Origin of the sequence: Hansschlegelia zhihuaiae (assembly GCF_004103825.1) — a bacterium.
Classification (GTDB): Bacteria; Pseudomonadota; Alphaproteobacteria; order Rhizobiales; family Methylopilaceae; genus Methylopila; species Methylopila zhihuaiae.
On the sequence record NZ_RYFI01000020.1, the window covers coordinates 9,780 to 29,745 of the forward strand.

The 19,966-nt window shown below is 68.3% G+C and carries 18 protein-coding genes, 1 pseudogene and 1 riboswitch; of the genes and pseudogenes, 8 read left to right on the plus strand and 11 right to left on the minus strand.

Going from position 1 to position 19,966, the window contains the following annotated elements; all coding sequences use genetic code 11:
- Nucleotides 1–440, plus strand: a 440-nt coding sequence (locus tag EK403_RS17935; RefSeq protein WP_206659580.1) for a DJ-1/PfpI family protein, incomplete at its 5' end; no start/stop codon positions are given.
- Nucleotides 441–516: 76 nt separating this feature from the next.
- Here EK403_RS17935 and EK403_RS17940 read toward each other — a convergent pair.
- Nucleotides 517–1,503, minus strand: coding sequence for a tripartite tricarboxylate transporter substrate-binding protein (locus tag EK403_RS17940; protein WP_128778835.1), 987 nt, complete (start codon nt 1,501–1,503; stop codon nt 517–519).
- 401 nt (nt 1,504–1,904) lie between these two features.
- Between EK403_RS17940 and EK403_RS17945 the strand changes: the two genes are divergently transcribed.
- The 6 genes from EK403_RS17945 to EK403_RS17970 all read left to right on the plus strand — a co-directional run bounded on the left by EK403_RS17945 (nt 1,905) and on the right by EK403_RS17970 (nt 7,424).
- Nucleotides 1,905–2,657, plus strand: coding sequence for a GntR family transcriptional regulator (locus tag EK403_RS17945; RefSeq protein ID WP_128778836.1), 753 nt, complete (start codon nt 1,905–1,907; stop codon nt 2,655–2,657).
- 103 nt (nt 2,658–2,760) lie between these two features.
- Nucleotides 2,761–3,072, plus strand: coding sequence for a UxaA family hydrolase (locus tag EK403_RS17950; protein WP_128778837.1), 312 nt, complete (start codon nt 2,761–2,763; stop codon nt 3,070–3,072).
- 13 nt (nt 3,073–3,085) lie between these two features.
- A complete protein-coding gene (locus EK403_RS17955; RefSeq protein ID WP_128778838.1) occupies nt 3,086–4,366 on the plus strand; it encodes a UxaA family hydrolase in 1,281 nt (426 codons plus the stop codon).
- A gap of 186 nt (nt 4,367–4,552) precedes the next feature.
- On the plus strand, nt 4,553–5,497 hold the full coding sequence (locus EK403_RS17960) for an NAD(P)-dependent oxidoreductase (RefSeq protein WP_128778839.1): 945 nt from the start codon (nt 4,553–4,555) through the stop codon (nt 5,495–5,497).
- A gap of 4 nt (nt 5,498–5,501) precedes the next feature.
- Nucleotides 5,502–6,491, plus strand: a complete 990-nt coding sequence (locus EK403_RS17965) for an Ldh family oxidoreductase (protein ID WP_128778840.1) — start codon at nt 5,502–5,504, stop codon at nt 6,489–6,491.
- Nucleotides 6,492–6,638: 147 nt separating this feature from the next.
- Complete coding sequence (locus tag EK403_RS17970) at nt 6,639–7,424, plus strand: 3-hydroxybutyrate dehydrogenase (RefSeq protein ID WP_128778841.1); 786 nt, start codon at nt 6,639–6,641, stop codon at nt 7,422–7,424.
- A gap of 18 nt (nt 7,425–7,442) precedes the next feature.
- On the opposite strand, the gene chrA is transcribed toward EK403_RS17970, so the two are convergent.
- Nucleotides 7,443–8,846, minus strand: coding sequence for a chromate efflux transporter (gene chrA / locus EK403_RS17975; protein WP_128778842.1), 1,404 nt, complete (start codon nt 8,844–8,846; stop codon nt 7,443–7,445).
- A gap of 205 nt (nt 8,847–9,051) precedes the next feature.
- Here chrA and mmsB point away from each other — a divergent pair.
- Nucleotides 9,052–9,942: pseudogene (gene mmsB, locus EK403_RS17980) on the plus strand (3-hydroxyisobutyrate dehydrogenase); the annotation flags it as partial.
- Nucleotides 9,943–9,949: 7 nt separating this feature from the next.
- On the opposite strand, the gene EK403_RS17985 reads toward mmsB, so the two are convergent.
- The 9 genes from EK403_RS17985 to EK403_RS18025 all read right to left on the minus strand — a co-directional run bounded on the left by EK403_RS17985 (nt 9,950) and on the right by EK403_RS18025 (nt 19,903).
- Nucleotides 9,950–11,005: an NAD(P)-dependent alcohol dehydrogenase gene (locus EK403_RS17985; protein WP_128778844.1), complete on the minus strand. Its 1,056-nt coding sequence runs from the start codon at nt 11,003–11,005 to the stop codon at nt 9,950–9,952.
- 157 nt (nt 11,006–11,162) lie between these two features.
- On the minus strand, nt 11,163–11,657 hold the full coding sequence (gene tsaA / locus EK403_RS17990) for a tRNA (N6-threonylcarbamoyladenosine(37)-N6)-methyltransferase TrmO (RefSeq protein WP_128778845.1): 495 nt from the start codon (nt 11,655–11,657) through the stop codon (nt 11,163–11,165).
- Nucleotides 11,658–11,723: 66 nt separating this feature from the next.
- Nucleotides 11,724–12,530 carry an ABC transporter permease gene (locus EK403_RS17995; protein ID WP_128778846.1) on the minus strand — a complete coding sequence of 269 codons (807 nt, stop codon included), beginning with the start codon at nt 12,528–12,530 and terminating at the stop codon, nt 11,724–11,726.
- A 385-nt stretch (nt 12,531–12,915) separates the two neighbouring features.
- Complete coding sequence (gcvP, locus tag EK403_RS18000; RefSeq protein ID WP_128778847.1) at nt 12,916–15,774, minus strand: aminomethyl-transferring glycine dehydrogenase; 2,859 nt, start codon at nt 15,772–15,774, stop codon at nt 12,916–12,918.
- Complete coding sequence (gene gcvH / locus EK403_RS18005) at nt 15,771–16,133, minus strand: glycine cleavage system protein GcvH (RefSeq protein ID WP_128778848.1); 363 nt, start codon at nt 16,131–16,133, stop codon at nt 15,771–15,773. Before gcvH ends, gcvP begins: the two co-directional genes overlap by 4 nt.
- A 36-nt stretch (nt 16,134–16,169) precedes the next feature.
- Complete coding sequence (gene gcvT, locus EK403_RS18010; protein ID WP_128778849.1) at nt 16,170–17,339, minus strand: glycine cleavage system aminomethyltransferase GcvT; 1,170 nt, start codon at nt 17,337–17,339, stop codon at nt 16,170–16,172.
- 160 nt (nt 17,340–17,499) lie between these two features.
- A riboswitch (glycine riboswitch) is annotated at nt 17,500–17,604 on the minus strand.
- Between the two features lie 239 nt (nt 17,605–17,843).
- Nucleotides 17,844–19,055 (minus strand): YeeE/YedE family protein, encoded by a 1,212-nt coding sequence (locus EK403_RS18015; RefSeq protein ID WP_128778850.1) that lies wholly within the window; start codon nt 19,053–19,055, stop codon nt 17,844–17,846.
- Between the two features lie 79 nt (nt 19,056–19,134).
- Entirely contained in the window at nt 19,135–19,503 is a 369-nt protein-coding gene (locus EK403_RS18020; RefSeq protein WP_128778851.1) for an ArsR/SmtB family transcription factor, read from the minus strand.
- Between the two features lie 16 nt (nt 19,504–19,519).
- Nucleotides 19,520–19,903 carry a thioredoxin fold domain-containing protein gene (locus EK403_RS18025; RefSeq protein WP_128778852.1) on the minus strand — a complete coding sequence of 128 codons (384 nt, stop codon included), beginning with the start codon at nt 19,901–19,903 and terminating at the stop codon, nt 19,520–19,522.
- Between the last annotated feature and the right edge of the window lie 63 nt (nt 19,904–19,966).

The window sequence follows — 19,966 nt, forward strand, 5'->3', positions numbered from 1 at the left end:
CGGACTGCGACGTCTATGTGGTGTGCGGGGGAGCCGGCTGGCCCGAGGCGTCCCGCGACGAGGAGTTGATCGGGTTCCTGCGTCGGCGCCCGCGGGAGCGTCTCGCATCGGTCTGCACGGGCGCGCTGGTGCTGGCTGCGTCCGGCGCGCTGGATGGGCGCAGGATCACCACCCGCCGCAATGCCGCGGGCGCCGAACCGAAGGCGCCGATCGAGCTGCTCGCGGGCGTCGCCAAGGGCGCGTCCGCGATCCCGGCGGCGGTCGTGGACGACGTGGTGGTCACGGGCGGCGGCGTGTCGCTCGCGATCGACGCGACGCTCTACCTCATCGGGAAGCTCTACGGGCAGGCAGCGGGCGACGAGGTCGCCCGGTTGATCGAGTACGACCGCGCCTATCGCGCCAACAAAGCCGAACTCGGGCATCTGACGCCGGGTGTTTGAGGCGCCGGATGAAATCCCGGCGCGCCGGAGCGCGCCGGGACCTGAGGGATGATCGGCGTCGCCCCCGCCGGGTCCGTCAGTTCTGCGCCTTGGCCGAGGCGCCGCTTTCGGCGATGACGCGCTTCCAGCTTTCGAGTTCCGACATCAGGCGCTTGCGATGCGCCTCCGGGGTCCGCTCGGCCTCCGGGAAGGTCTTGGTGCCGACGTCGCTGAAGCGCTTGATGATCGACTCGTCCTTCAGGGCGATCAGCAGCGCGTCGTTCAGCTTCTTCACGACGTCGTCCGGCGTGCCCTTGGGGGCGTAGAGACCGTGCCAGATGATGAACTCGAAGCCCTTGAGGCCCGCCTCGTCGAGCGTCGGCAGGTCCTTCAGGGCCGGCAGCCGCTCTTTGGACGACACCGCATAGCCCTTGATCGACTTGGCGTTGACCGGTCCGACCGCATTGGTCGACTGGTCGCACAGCACGTCGACCTGGCCGCCGATCAAGTCGGTCATGGCCGGCCCGGTGCCGCGATAGCCGACCAGCGTGAACTGCTGTCCGACCGCCTTCTGCAGGAGCAGCGCGCAGAGATGCGCGTTCGACCCGACGCCGGCATGCGCGACGGTCGTCTTCTGGCCGTCGGCCTTGAGCTTGGCGATGATCTCCTTGGCGTCGTTCGCGGGGAAATCCTTCTTGGCGGCCAGCACCATCGGCCCGGTGTTGATCAGCCCGAGCGGCTGGAACGCCGTCGCCGTGTCGTAGGTGAGATTGTCGTAGAGCGAGGCGCTGGCGGGCAGCGCGACGTGGTGGATCAGCAGCGTGTAGCCGTCGGGATCGGCTCGCGCGACCCGGGCCGCGCCGAGCGTGCCGCCGGCGCCCGTGACGTTCTCGACCACGACCTGCTGGCCGAGCGTCTTGGTCATGGATTCCGCGACGCTGCGCCCGATCATGTCGCTCGGGCCGCCGGCCGAATAGGGCACGATCAGCGTGATGACGCGGTTGGGATAGCCCTGCGCCCATGCGGACGAGGCTGCGAGAGCGAGGCCGGCCGCGACGGCCAGCGACTTCAGGACGAGTTTCATGAGGCCTCCAGGGTTTCGCGTTCCTCGGAACGCCCGAGGCCTCGGCCTCCGGCGGATCCGCATGGCCCATCTCGGCGGCGGCCAGCGAGCCGCCCGTCCGCGTTCTCCACGGATCGCATGCGGCTATAACGATATCATATGTCTTATATAATACTAGACGCTGATCGCCCGCTTTCGAACGGCTCCGCGCCTTATGATGATATAATTTATCGAATGCCTCACCTGTTGAACCGTGGAGGGCCTGAAGGCCCCCTGCGCATCCGGACGGCGGATCGCGCAGGACGCAGACAGCGCACGACTTATATATAAGATATATGATTTAGCAGCCCGTCCGGCTGGCGGCCGCCCGCCGCGTTCGTGTAGCATCTCTCCTGCAAGGGATTCTCGCGAAAGGCCCGTTCATGACCGCCGCAAGGGCTTCGGCGCAGCAGACGGAGCACAGTGACGCGCTGGGCTTCCGGCCGCTGTACCGTCAGGTCCGCGACACGCTGATACGGCGCCTCGTCGACCGTGTCTGGGCGCCGGGAGCGCCGCTTCCGAGCGAGATGCAGCTCGCGGCCGAGCTCGGCGTCAGCCAGGGCACCGTACGGAAGGCGCTCGACGCCATGGCGGCGGAGAACATGGTGGTGCGGCGCCAGGGCCGCGGCACCTTCGTGGCGAAGCACGACGAAGAACGGATCATGTTCCAGTTCTTCAAGCTCGTCGGCGACGACGGGGTGCGGAGCTTCCCCGCGAGCCGGGTGCTCGGCCTCTCGCAGGGCCGCGCCAACGCCGGCGAGCGCGAGGCGCTGAAGCTCGCCAAGGACGCGCGGGTCATCCGCATCCGCCGCCTGCGGTCGATCGACGGCGCGCCGGCGCTGGTCGAGGCGATCGCGCTGCCCGAGGCGCTGTTTCCGGGTTTGGCGACAATGGAGATCCCTAACAATCTCTATGGTCTCTACGCCATGCGCTTCGGCGTGACTGTGGCGAGCACCCGCGAGAAGCTGAAGGCGGTCGCGGCGTCGCCGAAAGACGCCGAGGCGCTCGGCGTGGCGCCCGGGACGCCGGTGCTGGAGATCGACCGGCTCGCGCTCTCTCTCGAACGGACGCCGGTCGAATGGCGGCTCAGCCTCTGCCTGACCGACCGGATGCACTATCTGTCCGAGCTTCGCTGACGGCGCCGGGGCCATGCGCCGCACGCGGGGCGCCGGCTGTTGACCGCAGCCGAGTCAGATGTCTTATATAAGATATAAAGCCAAGCAGGGAGACGCCGCCGCCATGAGCAGCAAACCGAACGGGGACGGCCGCAATCCGCATGTCCTCGCCCACAGCCCGAAGGACAATGTCGCGGTCGCGGTGATCGAGGGGCTGAAGGCCGGCACGCAGGCCTTCGGCGTCGTCACCGAGAACGACACGACCTTCGAGGTCGCGGTGAAGCAGGACATCCCGATCGGCCACAAGGTCGCGCTCGCCGATCTCAAGGCCGGCGACACCGCGATCAAGTACGGCCAAGACATCGGCAAGATCGTCAAGGACGTGGCCAAGGGCGAGCATGTGCATGTGCACAATGCCAAGACGAAGCGCTGGTGAGGGGGCCGGACCGATGACCGAGATCAGCATGTTCCACGCCGAAGAGGCGAAAAACCCGTTCAGCGGCGGCGCGACCGACCAGCTCGTCACCAAGGCGACGCCGACAGAGCGGGCGTCCGAGAATTTCGCTTCCGCGACCTTCATGGGCTGGCGGCGCGAGAACGGCCGCGTCGGCGTCCGCAACCACGTGATCATCCTGCCGCTCGACGATCTGTCGAACGCCGCCTGCGAGTCGGTCGCCAACAACGTCAAGGGAGCGATGGCGCTGCCCCACGCCTATGGCCGTCTGCAGTTCGGCGAGGATCTCGAGATCCATTTCCGCACGCTGATCGGCATCGGCTCGAACCCGAACGTCGCGGCCGTGGTGGTGATCGGGATCGAGGACCAGTGGACCAACCGGGTGGTCGAGGGCATCGCCAAGACCGGCAAGCCGGTCGTGGGCTTCGGCATCGAGGGCCATGGCGACATCGCGACCGTCGCCAAGGCGAGCTACCAGGCCAAGCGCTTCGTGCAGTGGGCGACCGAGCTGCCGCGCGAGGAGTGCAAGATCTCCGAGCTCTGGGTCTCGACCAAATGCGGCGAGAGCGACACGACGACAGGCCTCTCCTCCTGCCCGACCGTCGGCAACATGTATGACAAGCTGATCCCGCACGGCATCTACGGCGTGTTCGGCGAGACCTCCGAGATCACAGGCGCCGAGCACCTCTGCAAGGAACGTGCGGCCAGCCCCGAGATCGCCGAGAAGTGGTACAAGATGTGGAAGTCCTATCAGGACGACGTCATCGAGGCTCACAAGACCGACGATCTCTCGGATAGCCAGCCCACCAAGGGCAACATCGTCGGCGGCCTCACGACGATCGAGGAGAAGGCGCTCGGCAATCTCGAGAAGATCGGCCACGAATGCCGGTATATCGACGCGCTCGAGCCCGCCGAGGCGCCGGCCAAGGGGCCCGGCCTCTACTATATGGACACGTCCTCGGCGGCCGCCGAATGCGTGACCCTGATGGCGGCGGCGGGCTATGTGGTCCACACCTTCCCGACCGGCCAGGGCAACGTCATCGGCAACCCGGTCGTCCCCGTCATCAAGATTTCGGGCAACCCAAAGACCCTGCGCACCATGGGCGAGCACATCGACGTCGACGTCACCGGCGTGCTGCGCCGCGACATGACGATCCCGCAGGCCGGCGACGCGCTGATCGACATGATCATCCGCACCGCCAACGGCCGCCTGACCGCGGCGGAGTCGCTCGGCCACCGCGAATTCGTCATGACGAAGCTCTACCGCAGCGCGTGACGCCGCCTGTTCCTCCCTTCTCGCGACAGCGGGGAGGGTGGCCCCACGCGAAGCGTGGGGCCAGGCGGGGCCTTCGGACGCAAAGCTCCATCCTGCCCGATCCCCACCCGGCCGGGCTTCGCCGCCCGTCCGCCCTCCCCTTTGAAGGGGGAGGGACGCCATCCGATCGCCTCCCGCAAGGTCCCCATGCCCCGCATCGTCATCTCCGAATTCATGGACGAAGCTGCGATCCGTGAAGGCCTCGCGGGCTTCGACGTGCTCTACGACCCGAAGCTGGTGGACGACCCGGCGGCGCTTGAAGCCGCCGCGGCCGACGCCGATGCGTTGATCGTGCGCAACCGCACGCAGGTGCGCGGCGCGCTTCTTAACTCGGCTACGAAGCTCAAATGCGTCGGCCGTCTCGGGGTCGGTCTCGACAATATCGACGTCGAGGCCTGCCGCGCGCGAGGGATCGCGGTGTTCCCGGCGACCGGCGCCAACGACGTCTCGGTCGCGGAATATGTCGTCGGCGCCGCCATACTGCTGCTCCGCGGCGCCTACGCATCGACCGCCGAGGTCGCGGCCGGAGCCTGGCCGCGCAACGCGCTGTCGAACGGCCGCGAGATCTCGGGCAAGCGGCTCGGCCTCGTCGGCTACGGCTCGATCGCGCGCGAGACCGCCCGGCGCGCCGCGGCGCTCGGCATGAGCGTCGCGGCCCACGACCCCTATCTCAAACCCGACGATCCGGCCTGGCGGCCCGATTTTGGCCCCGTCGAGCCGTTCGCGCTCGACGATCTCGTCGCGACCTCCGACGTCCTCTCGCTCCACGTCCCGCTGACCGACGGCACGCGCGGCATGATCGATGCGGCGGCCATTTCCCGCATGAAGCCCGGCGCGATCCTGATCAACGCCGCGCGCGGCGGGGTGGTGGACGAGGCCGCCGTCGCCGCGGCGCTGAAGTCCGGCGCGCTCGGCGGCGCGGCGCTCGACGTGTTCGACACGGAGCCGCTCAAGGGCGGGGCCGCCAGCGTGTTCGCAGGCTGCCCGAACCTCGTGCTGACGCCGCACATCGCCGGCGTCACGGCGGAATCGAACGTGCGCGTCTCGGGCGTCACCGCTGCGTCCGTCGCCAAGCATCTCAGGAGCCTCTGACCCCATGCCGATGCTGAGCCTCGACGACGCCCACGCGCTGGTCTCGGCCGCGCTGAGGCGCAACGGCGCGAACGAGGCGAACGCCGCGAGCGTCGCGCGCGCCCTCGTCGGAGCCGAGGCCGACGGGCTGAAGGGGCACGGGCTTTCGCGCGTGCCGACCTATTGCGGGCAGCTGCGGTCGAAGAAGGCGCTCGGCGACGTCGCGCCCGTCCTGTCGCGGCCGCGGCCCGGCGCGCTCGTCATCGACGCCGCCCACGGCTTCGCCTATCCGGCGCTCGACCTCGCGATCGAGGTGCTGCCAGAGGCCGCCCGCGTGCAGGGAATCGCGGCCGCCTCAATCTTCCGCTCACATCACTGCGGCGCCGCCGGACGCCCGGTCGAGGCGCTGGCCGACGCCGGGCTGGTCGCGCTGCTGTTCGCCAACACGCCGGCCGCCATGGCCCCCTGGGGCGGCTCGAAGGCGGTGTTCGGCACCGACCCGATCGCCTTCGCCTGCCCGCTCGCCGGCAAGCCGCCGATCGTGGTGGACCTGTCGCTGTCGAAGGTCGCGCGCGGCAACATCCTGGCCGCAAAGCAGCGCGGCGAGGCGATCCCGGGCGACTGGGCCTTCGATTCCGAAGGCCGGCCGACCACCGATCCCGACGCCGCGCTCGCCGGGACCATGGCCCCGATGGGCGAGGCCAAGGGCGTCGCGCTCGCGCTGATGGTCGAGCTGCTCGCCGCCGGCCTGACGGGCGCGAACTATGCGGCCGACGCATCCTCCTTCCTGGACGACAAGGGCGGCCCGCCCTCGACCGGCCAGCTGATCGTGGCGATCGACCCGGAGGCCTTCTCGTCCGGCGCGCCCGAGCGTTTCGCGACGCTCGCCGCTTCCATCGAGGCGCAGGACGGCGCAAGGCTGCCCGGCGCCCGCAGGCTGGCGCTGCGTCAGACCGCGGCGCGCGACGGCCTCAAGGTCTCCGACCAGATCATCTCACAGATCGAAGCCGCCTGAAGAGCAGGTTCGTTCCGAGGAGACCCGGGCCGCGTCGAAGGCCCTCCCTAAGATGCGGCGGATCGTCCTGACGCGCCCGTCCGGCTGGACTCGACGGCGGCCGTCCGCCAGTTGGCGCGCAGCGCCAATGAGCCGGGAGGAGCAGCCATGAGCCTCAAGTCCAAGACCGCCGTCGTGACCGGATCGACCAGCGGCATCGGTCTCGCGATCGCCCGCGGCCTGGCCCGCGACGGCGCGAACGTCGTCATCAACGGCTTCGGCGAGCCGGACGCGATCGAGAAGGCGCGCGCCGGCGTCGAGTCGGAGTTCGGCGTCCGCGCCGTCCACTCCCCCGCCGACATGACCAAGCCCGACGAGATCGACGCTATGATCGCGCTCGCGGTGGAGACCTTCGGCTCCGTCGACGTGCTCGTGAACAACGCCGGGATCCAGTACGTCTCGCCGATCGAGGAGTTCCCTCCCGCACAGTGGGAGAAGATCATCGCGCTCAACCTGTCGGCCGTGTTCTACGCGATGCGGGCCGCGATCCCGCATATGAAGAAGGCCGGCTGGGGCCGCATCATCTCGACGGCCTCAGCGCATTCGCTCGTCGCATCGCCCTTCAAGTCGGCCTATGTGGCGGCGAAGCACGGCGTCGCCGGCCTCACCAAGACCGCCGCGCTTGAGCTCGCGACCCACAAGATCACGGTGAACTGCATCTCGCCGGGCTATGTCTGGACGCCGCTGGTCGAGGCGCAGATTCCGGACACGATGAAATCGCGGGGGATGACCAAGGAGCAGGTCATCAACGACGTGCTGCTCGCCGCGCAGCCGACCAAGGAGTTCGTGACCGTCGACCAGGTGGCGGCGCTCGCGGTCTTCCTGTGCTCCGACGCCGCCTCAAACGTCACGGGCGCCAACCTGTCGATGGACGGCGGTTGGACGGCCGGCTGAGCCGGTCGCGACCGGAAGTCAGCCGCCGACCGCGCGCAGGGCGACGCCGGCGAGCGCGCAGGCCGCGAGCGTCGCGGTCATGCCGATCTTGAAACGCAGCATCGCGACCATGGCGGCGGCCGCGAGCAGCGCGGCGCTCCAGTCGATCGAGGCGAGGACCGGCAGGTCGGGGCCGAAACCCATCGGCCGGACCTCGCGGAACACGACGTGCAGCGCGAACCAGACCGCGAGGTTGAGGATCACCCCGACCACCGCCGCGGTGACGGCCGAGAGCGCGGCGAAGAGCCGCCGGTTCGAGCGCAGCGCCTCGACGTAAGGAGCGCCGAGGAAGATCCAGAGGAAGCAGGGCGCGAACGTCACCCATGTGGTGAGCAGCGCGCCAAGCGCGCCGGCGACGACCGGATCTAGGGCGCCCGGATCCCGATAGGCCGCGAGGAAGCCTACGAACTGCGTCACCATGATCAGCGGGCCGGGCGTGGTCTCGGCGAGGCCGAGCCCGTCGACCATCTCGCCGGGCTGCAGCCAGCCGAAGGTCTCGACCGCGGCCTGGGCGACATAGGCGAGCACGGCATAGGCGCCGCCGAAGGTCACGACCGCCATCGAGCTGAAGAATGCGCCGACATGCGTCCAGACGCTGTCCGGCCCGGTCAGAACGAGGAGCGCGACCACCGGGCCGAGCCAGATCGGCAGCCAGACGGCCAGGACCTTCATCGCCCGCGACATGGACGGCTCGGCATGGGCGAGTTCGCCGCGGGCGAACATCTCGTCCACGATCCCGGTCGCCTGCGCTCCGGCGGAGGCGCCATGGCCACCGCCGCCAGCGAACAGATCCGGCCGCCGCCTTGCGCCGACCCAGCCGACGATCCCGGCGAGCAGGATGATGATCGGGAACGGGATCTTGAACAGACAGATGCCGATAAAGGACGCCGCCGCGATCGCCATCATGGCGCGGTTCCTCAGCGCCCGACGTCCGATCCGCAGCACCGCCTCCACCACGACGGCGAGCACGGCCGCCTTGACGCCGAAGAACACGGCGTCGACCAGCGGCGCGTCGCGGTAGAGCGCGTAGAACAGGCTGAGCGCGAGCATGACGATCGCGCCGGGCAGCACGAACAGCAGTCCGGCGGCGACGCCGCCGGCCGTCCGGTGCATCAGCCAGCCGATATAGACCGCGAGCTGTTGGGCCTCGGGGCCAGGCAACAACATGCAGTAGTTGAGCGCGTGCAGGAACCGCTCCTCGCCGATCCAGCCGCGCCGCTCGACGAGTTCGCGGTGCATCAGGGCGATCTGCCCGGCCGGCCCGCCAAAGCTCAGGAGCCCGATGCGGGCCCAGATACGGAAAGTCTCTCCAAATGTGGGGACGACCGACCGCGGATGCTGCGTGGCGGCCGGCGGCGCGTCGATGTCGATGCGGGAAGACATGAGCGTCCGGTCCCCGAAAGGCTCAAGGACGCGAACATTGGGTCCGGGCGGGACCTCACGGGGTCGTCGCGCGTGAACCCCTGAGGCATTTAGGAGCGCGGACGGGCGGCCGTCAATTCCGCCGCCGTCCGATCCGTCCGCCGGCCTTGACCCCTGCCCCTCGCCGGCGCCCGATAGGTCCAACAAGGCGTCAAATCAGGGAGCGGCGGCTATGATCGGCTTCATCGGGCTGGGCAATATGGGCGGGCCGATGGCCGCGAATCTTGCGATGGCCGGCCACGAGGTCCTCGGCTTCGACGTGACGGCGGCGGCCGTCGATCGGGCCGCCGCCGCGGGCGTCTCAGCCGCCCGCTCCATCGAGGAAGCGGCCGCCGAGGCCGACATCGTCGTCACCATGCTGCCGAGCGGGAGCCATCTGGTCTCGGTCTACGAGACGCTGGTCGCGGTCGCGCGACCCGACGCGCTGCTGATCGACTGCTCGACCGTCGACGTCGCGTCCTGCGTGAGGGCGCACGAGATGGCGCGCGCGAACGGCCTCGCCTCGATCGACGCCCCGGTCTCGGGCGGCGTCAGCGGGGCCGCGGCCGCGACCCTGACCTTCATGGTCGGGGGCGACGAGGCGGCGGTGGAGCGCGCCCGCCCGGCGCTCGAGGCGATGGGCCGGCGCGTCGTCCATTGCGGCGTGGCGGGAGCCGGCCAGGCGGCCAAGACCTGCAACAACATGGTCCTCGGCATCTCGATGATCGCGCTCGCCGAGGCCTTCACGCTCGGCGAGCGCCTCAACCTGTCGCACCAGGCGCTGTTCGACGTGCTGTCGACCTCTTCGGGCCAGTGCTGGGCGCTCGTCAATCACTGCCCGGTCCCGGGACCGGTGCCGGCGAGCGCCGCCAATCACGGCTTCCGGCCGGGCTTCGCGGCAGCGCTCATGCTGAAGGACCTGAGGCTCGCCCGCGACGCCGCCGACGCCGCTGGCGTCGACATTCCTCTCGGACGCCAGGCCGCAGGCCTCTACGAGCAGTTCAACGCCCTCGACGAGGAGGGTCTCGACTACGCGGCGATCATCAAGCTGGTGCGCGAGCGCTCCGGGATGAAGTGAGCGCCTCTCACGCCGCCTGCTTGAGCGATTTCATGTCGATGACGAAGCGGTACTTCACGTCGCTCTTCAGCATCCGGGCGTAGGCCTTCTCGATGTCCTGGATCGGGATGATCTCGATGTCGGACGTGATGCCGTGCTTGCCGCAGAAATCGAGCATCTCCTGCGTCTCCGCGATCCCGCCGATCAGCGAGCCCGCGAAGTTGCGGCGCGAAAAGATCAGGCTGAACACCGCCACCGCCAGCGGATCTTCGGGCGCGCCCACCTGGCAGAGCGTCGCGTCGCGCTTCAGCAGCGCGATATATTCGTTGATGTCGTGCTGCGCCGCCACGCAGTCGAGGATGAAATCGAAGCTCGAGGCGTGGGCGGCCATCTGGTCCTTGTCCTTCGAGATCACGACATCGTCGGCGCCGAGCTTCCTGGCGTCGTCGACCTTGGAGGGCGAGGTCGTGAACAGCACGACATGCGCGCCCATCGCGTGCGCGAGCTTGACCGCCATGTGGCCGAGCCCGCCGAGGCCCACGACGCCGACCTTCTGGCCGGCCCCGACCTTCCAGCGACGGAGCGGCGAATAGGTGGTGATGCCGGCGCAGAGCAGCGGCGCGGCGGCCGCGAGGTCGAGGTTCTCGGGCAGGCTCAGCACGAAGTCCTCGTCGCAGACGATCGCGTCCGAATAACCCCCAAACGTGTTCTCGCCGGTCTGCTTGTCGGTCCCGTTATAGGTCGCGACGAACATGTTCTCGCAATACTGCTCGAGCCCTTCCTTGCAGCTCGCGCAGCTGCGGCAGCTGTCCACCATGCAGCCGACGGCCGCGTTCTGGCCGACCCTGAACCTGGTCACCTCGGGTCCGACCGCGACCACCTTGCCGACGATCTCGTGGCCGGGCAGGCAGGGATAGACGGTGTTCTTCCATTCGTTGCGGACCTGATGCAGGTCCGAATGACACACGCCGCAGAACGCGATTTCGATCTTGACGTCCTTCGGCCTGAGGTCGCGGCGCTCGAAGCTGAACGGGCTCAGCGGCTTGTCAGCGGCGTCGGCAGCGTATCCGGTGCAGGCGAACATGGCGGCGATCCTCCGATGGAGTGAGGCGAACGGCCGCCTCTCTCGCGGCCGGCGCCGCGGCGCGATATATGGCGCCGCGCGACGATGGCGCGTTGCGAAAGAGCATGGCGGGCCTTGCAGGCGCCGGCAAAACGACGTGGACCACACGCCGCTCTGGTCAATCTCCCACCTGGAAGTCGCCGGGCTGCGGAGGCGCGAGCGGCGTGAAGGCGCAGCGGTCGGGCTTGAGGTCGATCAGCGGCGTGCCGTCGAGGCAGTCGAGGCCGCGGACCAGCATGGTCGCGCCTTCGACGCCCAGGAGCGTCACGAGCGACGTGCCGATCGGGTTCGGCCGGACCGGCGAGCGCAACGCGAACACACCGCGCGTGGAGCCGTCGTCCGCAGGGCTCTGCCGCACGAGGTCGCGGCGCGACCGGTCGAGCCAGTAGAGCACCTCGAGGGTCTCGAAGGCCTCGATTCCGGCGAGGCCCGGCGTCCAAGGCTCGAAGAGCTCGATCCGGCAGGTCGGCCCGTCCCTCCGCCCCTGGCGCGGGCAATCGAGGCGCGACGTCCATGGCGTGCGGATGCGCCCGATGAAGACGAGGCCGGCGTCAGTCGCGGGCGGCGCATCGATCGCGACTTCGCCTTTCCGGATTTCCTGCCGCAGCGACATGATCTTTCGCGACTCCGTTCCGAGCGCCGGTCGCCTGCCAGGCGCCCGGGCGCCGCGACGTGCGGATCAGATGAGTTCTTCGGCCTCCCCCTCGCTCTTGACCTCCCTCTTGTGACGCAACGCTCGCTCACCCGCCATCCCAATCACCAACATGACGATGGTCACGGCGACGACATAGACCAAATCGAGGTTCCGGCATTCATATCCCGCATAGAATCCCTCGCGGAAAAACTCAATACAGTGAAAAACCGGATTCCACGAGAATATACTTCTCAGAGCGATCGGCATCCTGTCCATGAGGAAAGAAAAACCGCACGTCATAAACATGACGAGCATAAATATCTGCTGGAAATGACGTAGACCAGGCGCCAGAGTAATTATAAGACCGAGAGTAAGGCCGAAAGCAAGCGTGTAAAAAGACAGAAATCCGTACGCCACCAAACATGTCAGGATGTCTGCCGGCATCGCCTCGAAACCGACGATCCCCATGATGACGAGCAAGACGCTCATCACAACAAGGCCGGTCAGCATTTCGAGGATCCAGAGCGCCAGGATCAGATCGGAGTGGAACGTCGAAGGCAGCGAAAGCCGTTTGCGCTTGATCACGATATTCGCGAGCTGGTTCCCGCACATGCGCCACGACCGCGCCATCGAGATGCCCGTCACCAGGAACACCTCGTAGCTGTCGCCAAGCGGCGGCGGCCGGCTGCCGTTCATGCTCAGGGTGAACTTCAGCACGAAGATCCAGGCCATCGGCTCGATGAAGGCCCACAGATAGCCCGCCCGCGATCCGGTGTATTCCGACCGGACGCGCTGCAGTAGGAGCGCGACGACGACTCGCGCTTGGAGCATGGCCGACGCCTGAAGATTCATGCGGGTTCGCCTGCTGTTGAGAGGGCCGGAGCTTACAGCCGCGCCCGCCCGCCGCAAAGTCCGCTGACGGATTCCGCGAGCGCCGCTGGACTCGAGGCCTCATCGACCCCGCATCCACGGCTTGGCGAAGATCCTCACCGCGGCGAACTGACGTCCGCGCGAAACCCGCCGATGGTCCGGCGCCTGGAGCTGGAACACGCCGAACATCGACAACGCCAGCGCGAGCCGCCCGAAGCGGCGTCGACGCGCTCATCGACGCGCTCATCGACGCGCTCGTCGCGGGCGTGACCGATTGCCTCCGCGAACCTGCAGGCCTCGAGGCCGTCGACTCGAAGCTTATGAGGTTGACGTCTGGTCGGACGGACCGCCGACCGACCAGGGTCCGTCATTCCGCGGCGACCGGCGGCGGCGACGCATATGCGTCGGGCGGAGGGCAGGCGCACATCAGGTTTCTGTCGCCATAGGCGTTGTCGACGCGGTTGACCGGCGGCCAGTACTTGTCGATGCCGAGCGAGCCCGACGGAAAGCAGGCGGCCTCGCGGCTGTAGGGCCGGTCCCACGCGCCGACGAGATCCTGCACCGTGTGCGGGGCGTGCTTCAGCGGATTGTTGTGCTTGTCGATCCGCCCCTCCTCGATCGCTCGGATCTCTTCGCGGATGCCGAGCATGGCGTCGCAGAAGCGGTCGATCTCGGCCTTGGTCTCGGACTCGGTCGGCTCGATCATCAGCGTGCCGGCGACCGGCCAGCTCATGGTGGGTGGGTGGAAGCCGCAGTCGATCAGCCGCTTGGCGATGTCGTCCACCGTCACGCCCGCGCTCCTGACGAACGGCCGGACGTCCACGATGCATTCATGCGCGACGCGCCCGTTCCGGCCCGAGAATAGGATCGGATAGGCCCCTTTCAGCCGCGCCGCGATGTAATTGGCGTTGAGGATCGCGACCCGCGTCGCCTGGGTGAGGCCCCGCCCGCCCATCAGCAGGGCGTAGCTCCAGGAGATCGGCAGGATCGAGGCCGAGCCGTAGGGCGCCGCCGAGACGGCCCCCTCGCCACCGGTGTGCGGATGGCCGGGCAGGAACGGGATCAGGTGCGCCTTGACGCCGATCGGGCCCATGCCGGGACCGCCGCCGCCATGCGGGATGCAGAACGTCTTGTGCAGATTGAGGTGGCTGACGTCGGCGCCGACCTCGCCGGGCCGCGCTAGCCCCACCATCGCGTTCATGTTGGCGCCGTCGAGATAGACCTGTCCGCCATGCGCGTGCGTGATGTCGCAGATCTGGCGGACATGCGCCTCGAACACGCCATGCGTCGACGGATAGGTGATCATGCAGGCCGCGAGCCGGTCGGCGTGCTGTTCGGCCTTCCTGCGGAAATCCTCGAGATCGATGTCGCCGTCGGGGCGCGCGCCGACCACCACCACGCTCATGCCGCACATCTGCGCCGAGGCCGGGTTGGTGCCGTGCGCCGAGGACGGGATCAGGCAGACGGTCCGCTGCGGCTCTCCGCGCGACAGGTGATAGCGCCGGATCGCCAGCAGCCCGGCATATTCGCCCTGCGCGCCCGAGTTCGGCTGCATCGAGATCGCGTCATAGCCGGTGACGTCACAGAGTTTCCGCGACAGATCCTCGATCAGATGCGCATAGCCCGCCGCCTGGTCGGCCGGCGCGAAGGGGTGCATCTCGGAGAACTCCGGCCAGGAGATCGGCAGCATCTCGGCGGTGGCGTTCAGCTTCATGGTGCAGGAGCCGAGCGGGATCATGGCCCGGTCGAGCGCGAGGTCCCGGTCCGCGAGACGGCGCATGTAGCGCGTCATCTCGCTCTCGGCGCGGTTCATGTGGAAGATCGGGTGGGTCAGGAAGTCAGAGGTTCTGAGCAGCGGCGCCGGCAGGCGGCTCTCGGGCCAGACCTCGGCGTCGACCGCGCGCTCGACGCCGAAGGCCCGCCACACCGCCTCGATGACGAAGTCGCGCGTGCGCTCGTCGACCGTGATCCCGATCCGGTCGGTCCCGACCTTGCGCAAATTGACGCCGTGCTCGACCGCGCGCGACAGGATCAGGCCCTGAAAGGCCCCGACCTTCACGGTGATCGTGTCGAAGAACGCCTTCGGCTCGACCTCGAAGCCGCCGGCCTCGAGCCCCTCGGCGAGGCGCGTCGCGTCGCGATGCACGCGGACCGCGATGCCCTTGAGCCCTTCCGGGCCGTGGAACACGGCGTACATCGAGGCGATCACCGCCAGCAGCACCTGCGCGGTGCAGATGTTCGAGGTCGCCTTCTCGCGGCGGATGTGCTGCTCGCGCGTCTGCAGCGCGAGGCGATAGGCGCGGTTGCCGCGGCTGTCGATCGAGACGCCGACGATGCGGCCCGGCATGGTGCGCTTGTAGGCGTCGCGGACCGCCATGTAGGCGGCGTGCGGGCCGCCGAAGCCCATCGGCACGCCGAAGCGCTGGGTTGAGCCGACCGCGATGTCGGCGCCCATCGCGCCGGGCGGCTTGAGCAGCGTCAGCGCCAGCGGATCGGCGGCGACCGCCGCGATCGCGCCGGCCTCGTGCAGCGCCTCGATCGGGCCGGCGAAATCATGGATCGCGCCATCGACGCCCGGATACTGGAACAGCGCGCCGAACACCCGCGACGGATCGAGATCGCGGAAGGGGTCGCCGACGATCACCTCCCAACCGAGCGGCTCGGCCCGCGTGCGCACCACCGCGATGGTCTGCGGCAGGCAGTCCCTGTCGACGAAGAAGCCGTTGGCCTCAGACGTCGAGACGCGCCGCGCCATCGCCATCGCTTCCGCCGCCGCCGTCGCCTCGTCGAGCAGCGAGGCGTTGGCGACGTCGAGCCCCGTCAGGTCGCAGACCATGGTCTGGTAGTTCAGCAGCGCCTCGAGCCGGCCCTGGCTGATCTCCGGCTGGTAGGGCGAATAGGCCGTGTACCAGGCCGGGTTCTCGAAGATGTTGCGCTGGATCGCGGGCGGCATGGTCGTGCCGTGATAGCCTTGTCCAATCAGCGAAACGAGCAGCCGGTTGCGGTTCGCGACCTCGCGCAGCCGCTCCAGCGAGCGGCGTTCCGACAGCGAGGCGCCGAAGTCGATCCGCTCCGTCTGGCGGATGTCCGGCGGCAGCGTTTCGTCGATCAGCCCGTGGAGATCCTTCGCGCCGATCAGCCTGAGCATCTCGTCCATCTCGGCCCGCGTCGGGCCGATGTGGCGGCGGTTGGCGAAGTCATATGGGTCGTAGCGCGTGCTGCTCATTTGGAGATGTCCGCATAGGCCGCCTCGTCCATCAGGCCATCCATGGCCGAGACGTCGTCGAGCCGCATCCGGTAGAGCCAGCCGGCGCCCTGGGGGTCCGCCCCGATCGACGCCGGGTCCGCAGCCGCGGCCTCGTTGACCTCGACCACCTCGCCGGACAACGGGGCGTAGACGTCGGACGCCGCCTTGACGGACTCGACGACCGCCGCGGCGGAGCCTTTGGTCAGCTTCGCTCCCGGCTTCGGCAGTTCGACATAGACGAGGTCGCCGAGTTGTTCGGCCGCGAAGGCGGTGATGCCGACGGTCGCGACGTCGCCGTCGAGCTGCAGCCATTCATGGTCTTCGGTGAAACGCAGCATGATGAGGTCCTTCGCGTAAGGGGCGGTCTTGGAGGCTCAGCGCCGAAAGCGGGCGGCGACGAAAGGCGTCGGCGCGACGGTGACGGCGAGACGGCGGCCGCGCAGATCGGCGAAGACCCGCGATCCGGGGTCAGCGAGGCGCGCCGGCAGGTAGCCCATGGCGACGGGAGTCTGCAGCGTGGGCCCGAAGCCGCCGGAGGTCACGACCCCGATCGGCTCGTCGCCAGCCTCGTCGGCGAAGAGCGCCGCGCCGGCCCGCACGGGCGCCCGGCCCTCGGGAAGCAGTCCCACCCGCCGGCGCAACGGACCCGACCGAAGTTCCGCAAGGACGCGTTCGGCGCCCAGGAAGCCGCCCTCGCGCGCGCCGCCGGCGCGCCGCGCCGCCGGGATCGCCCAGGCCAGGCCGGCCTCCACCGGGGTCGTGGTCGCGTCGATGTCGGAGCCGTAAAGGCAAAGTCCCGCCTCAAGGCGAAGCGAGTCGCGGGCCGCAAGCCCGATGGGGGCGACGTTTTCGTCATCGAGCAGCGCCGCCGCGATCTCTTCGGCGCGATTCGAAGGAAGCGAAATCTCGAATCCGTCTTCGCCCGTGTAGCCGGAGCGAGACGCCAGGCAGGCCGCGCCCCGGATTTCGATCCCGCGCACGTCCATGAAGCGCATGGTCGCGACCTGCGGGGCGAGGCGCGCGAGCGCGCCTTCGGCGCCCGGTCCCTGAAGGGCGATCAAGCAGCGGTCGCGCGGCGCGACCTCGACGTCCGCCGGCAGGTTCTCGCGCAGATGCGCCTCGTCGGCCGCTTTCATGGCGGCGTTGACGACCAGCGTCAGCCTGTCGGGAAGCCGTGCGACCATCAGATCGTCGAGGATTCCTCCCGATCGATCGGTGAACAGCGCATAGCGCTGCCGTCCCGGCTTCAAGCCGACGACGTCGACCGGAACCAGCGTCTCGAGCGCCGCCGCGACGTCGCCGACATCGCCCGCGCGCGGCCGCAGCTCGATCTGGCCCATGTGGGAGACGTCGAACAGGCCGACGGCGGAGCGGGTGTGGATGTGCTCCTTCAGCACGCCCGCCGGATAGCTGAGCGGCATCTCGTAGCCGGCGAAAGGGCAAAACCTGGCCCCGAGCCGAACGTGGAGCTCATAAAGCGGGGTGCGCCTGGGCGCGCCCGCCGGCAGGGCGTGGCAGGAGGCAGACTGAACGTTCTGGCTCATAGGCGTCTCCGCGACGGCTCGTCGTCAGGCTGCGCCCGAAAAGGCGCGTCCCGACCTCGAACCCCCATCTGTCGCGGCTACCTGAGAGCTTCCCTCACGCGCCTATCGGCCGGGAGGTTTCTCCTTCGGTGGACGCCGTGCGGCGCCTCTCTCCAGATTGTCCAACGATGCGGTGATTGTGCCTGAGAGTTTCCGGGGGCGGTTGCTCCGTCGGCGCCATACCGATCCTGCAGCAGGAACGGCCAGGCTCTCCCGCATCGTCTTTGGCGGACATGGCAAGAATGGCGCAGACCAGCGCCGACGGCAAGGGCCAACGAAGCTTCCAAAGAGCCATTCGATCGTCGGCCGCTCCTTCGATCGCGGAAGCTTGCTTTACGGGCTCATTTCGAGCGGTCAGGCCTACTAGATTGCCTTGTGCATCGACTGCGAGCCCTTCGGAGGCGTCGAAGTCCGCCTGGCTCAGCTGAAACAGATTCACTTGCGCAGCAAGTCGACGACAAAAAGTCACGGTCGCGACGACTTTGACAACCTTCCGAGCCCGGCGGGATCGACTGCCGTGGGGGCCAACGTCTCTGCATTTGCGGGAGACGACCGATCTTCCGGCCGGAGAATTGACAGAGGCGCGCCCGTCGACGGCCGGGACCGCAGCGACCGCAAGAGGTGGAGAATGGATCCCTCCATCAGAACCGCGACGCCGAACCGGGCGCCCAAGGCGATGCCGAGCAGCGCCACCGGCCACGACAGCGCGAGCATTGATCCGGCGGTCAGACCCTGGCCGATCGTGCAACCACCACAGATGACGCCGCCCACGCCCATTAGCGTCGCCCCGCCCAGATGACGTTTCATCTCGAGGGGATCATCGAATGCCTCCCAGCGGAATTCATCTGCGCGCCGCGCCGCGAGCCATGCGCCGCACACGACTCCGCACACCGAACCCACGCCGAAGTCCAGCAGGACATCGCGATCGAAAGCGACTCCAAAGAGCGCCCGTGCGACAGGCGACACGAACGTCAGGCTCTGCGGAACGATCGGCCCCACGAATTCGTCGGCGAGGAATCGCGTCGCAGCCCAGCCGGCGACGACGCCGAGCCCAAGCGTCACGCCCCCCGCCACCAGCCGCGGCGTCCGGCGAAGCCGCCGGTCCGTCACGGCGAGCAGCAGAAGGCCGCCGGCGATCGCGAGCGCGATCCAGATCCGGGCGTCAAAGCCGAACGCCGCTTCGGCGAGACCCGGAATGTCCGCGCGACCGGGCGGCGGCGGCGCGTATGCGACGCTCTCGATGACGCCGATCCTGAAGGGCGCAAGCACGCCGCGAAGCGTCGCATAGGCGGCCACGCCGAATATCAGCATGACGACGACGCTCCTGAGATCGCCTCCTCCGAGACGTATGAGGGAGCCGAAAGCGCAGGTCCCGACGAGCGCCATTCCAAACCCGAACAGCAGGCCGCCGAGGGCGACGCCGAGCCAGGGGACCGCGACCGAAACATAAGTCGTCTGCGTCGGGTCGATCAGGCCCGAGAGCACGAGGGCCTGCGTCCCCGCGATCGCCACGGCCGCCGCAAGGCCGAAGACGCGAAGGCGCCGCGTGTCCGAGCCGACGAAGGCGTCCTCCAGCGCGCCGAAGGTGCAAAGCCGTGCTCGCCTGACGGCGAAGCCGACGATCGCGCCGATCGCAAGACCGGCGAGCGCGAGCCATGACGGCCCGATGAACTCCATTGCGCCCGGTCCTCCCGTCCCTACGGCCGGCGCGGAGCTTTTCCCGCTCCTTGTCGCCAGCCCGGCGCGCTAAGCAGTCTTACGCTTTCTGATCCCTGCCGCAGAAAATATCGTAGATAACCGAAATGATCCGCCGGACGTCGTCGTTCGCCAGACTGTAGTAGATCGCCTTGCCGTCGCGGCGCGTCGTCACGAGCTCTTCAAGCCTCAGCCGAGCTAGCTGCTGCGAAACGCTCGCCTGACGCAGGGACAGAATGTTCTCGAGCTCGGTCACCGATCGTTCGCCCTCGGCCAGGAGACAGAGCAGCAGTAGCCTGCTTTCGTGTGAGAGGGCCTTGAGAAAGTCGCTCGCGTCGCGCGCGTTGCGCATGAGCGCGTCGAGCTCTGGCGAAACTTCCGGACCGTCACGCAGCTCCTCCTCGATCTTGGCCGATACGATTGAAGGCATCTGAAATGATCCTCGATCAGTCCTGGCGGGGCGTGGGAGAAAGACGGGCGATCAATGCGGCAAGCTCGGTCCAGAAGAAATCCTTGCCCGGATATCCCGTCAGACGGCCGACCTCGCGATCGCCATCCACGAGCACGAAGGTTGGCGTGATCCGCACATTCTGCGCAAGCGCAAAGCCCGCTTCGCCTTGCGCGCGAATGTCAACGCGACGCAACGGGGCGCGCCGGCCTTCCGTCGAATTTGCATAACCGGACGCGACCTCGGCCTCGAAGCGCTGGCACCAGACGCAGCCGGGTTGATCGAACATCACGAGTTCCGCGCTGCGGGAGCCTGAGCCCCCGGTCAGCGCGCTGATCAGAAGCGCGAACACGGACATCAACAGAATACGACGAAACGCCATGCTTGATATATAATCGTATTCGAATATGAATTCCACTTTTGGATCACGGCGGTTTGGGAGGCG

Bases quoted from the DNA above. Each gene is read 5' to 3' on its own strand.
- gcvT (WP_128778849.1), bottom strand. From the start codon at position 17,339: ATGAGCCAGAACGTTCAGTCTGCCTCCTGCCACGCCCTGCCGGCGGGC.
- EK403_RS17955 (WP_128778838.1), top strand. From the start codon at position 3,086: ATGACCGAGATCAGCATGTTCCACGCCGAAGAGGCGAAAAACCCGTTC.
- chrA (WP_128778842.1), bottom strand. From the start codon at position 8,846: ATGTCTTCCCGCATCGACATCGACGCGCCGCCGGCCGCCACGCAGCAT.
- gcvP (WP_128778847.1), bottom strand. From the start codon at position 15,774: ATGAGCAGCACGCGCTACGACCCATATGACTTCGCCAACCGCCGCCAC.
- EK403_RS17940 (WP_128778835.1), bottom strand. From the start codon at position 1,503: ATGAAACTCGTCCTGAAGTCGCTGGCCGTCGCGGCCGGCCTCGCTCTC.
- tsaA (WP_128778845.1), bottom strand. From the start codon at position 11,657: ATGTCGCTGCGGCAGGAAATCCGGAAAGGCGAAGTCGCGATCGATGCG.
- EK403_RS17965 (WP_128778840.1), top strand. From the start codon at position 5,502: ATGCCGATGCTGAGCCTCGACGACGCCCACGCGCTGGTCTCGGCCGCG.
- EK403_RS17985 (WP_128778844.1), bottom strand. From the start codon at position 11,005: ATGTTCGCCTGCACCGGATACGCTGCCGACGCCGCTGACAAGCCGCTG.
- EK403_RS18020 (WP_128778851.1), bottom strand. From the start codon at position 19,503: ATGCCTTCAATCGTATCGGCCAAGATCGAGGAGGAGCTGCGTGACGGT.
- EK403_RS18025 (WP_128778852.1), bottom strand. From the start codon at position 19,903: ATGGCGTTTCGTCGTATTCTGTTGATGTCCGTGTTCGCGCTTCTGATC.
- gcvH (WP_128778848.1), bottom strand. From the start codon at position 16,133: ATGCTGCGTTTCACCGAAGACCATGAATGGCTGCAGCTCGACGGCGAC.
- EK403_RS17960 (WP_128778839.1), top strand. From the start codon at position 4,553: ATGCCCCGCATCGTCATCTCCGAATTCATGGACGAAGCTGCGATCCGT.
- EK403_RS17995 (WP_128778846.1), bottom strand. From the start codon at position 12,530: ATGAATCTTCAGGCGTCGGCCATGCTCCAAGCGCGAGTCGTCGTCGCG.
- EK403_RS17970 (WP_128778841.1), top strand. From the start codon at position 6,639: ATGAGCCTCAAGTCCAAGACCGCCGTCGTGACCGGATCGACCAGCGGC.
- EK403_RS18015 (WP_128778850.1), bottom strand. From the start codon at position 19,055: ATGGAGTTCATCGGGCCGTCATGGCTCGCGCTCGCCGGTCTTGCGATC.
- EK403_RS17950 (WP_128778837.1), top strand. From the start codon at position 2,761: ATGAGCAGCAAACCGAACGGGGACGGCCGCAATCCGCATGTCCTCGCC.
- EK403_RS17945 (WP_128778836.1), top strand. From the start codon at position 1,905: ATGACCGCCGCAAGGGCTTCGGCGCAGCAGACGGAGCACAGTGACGCG.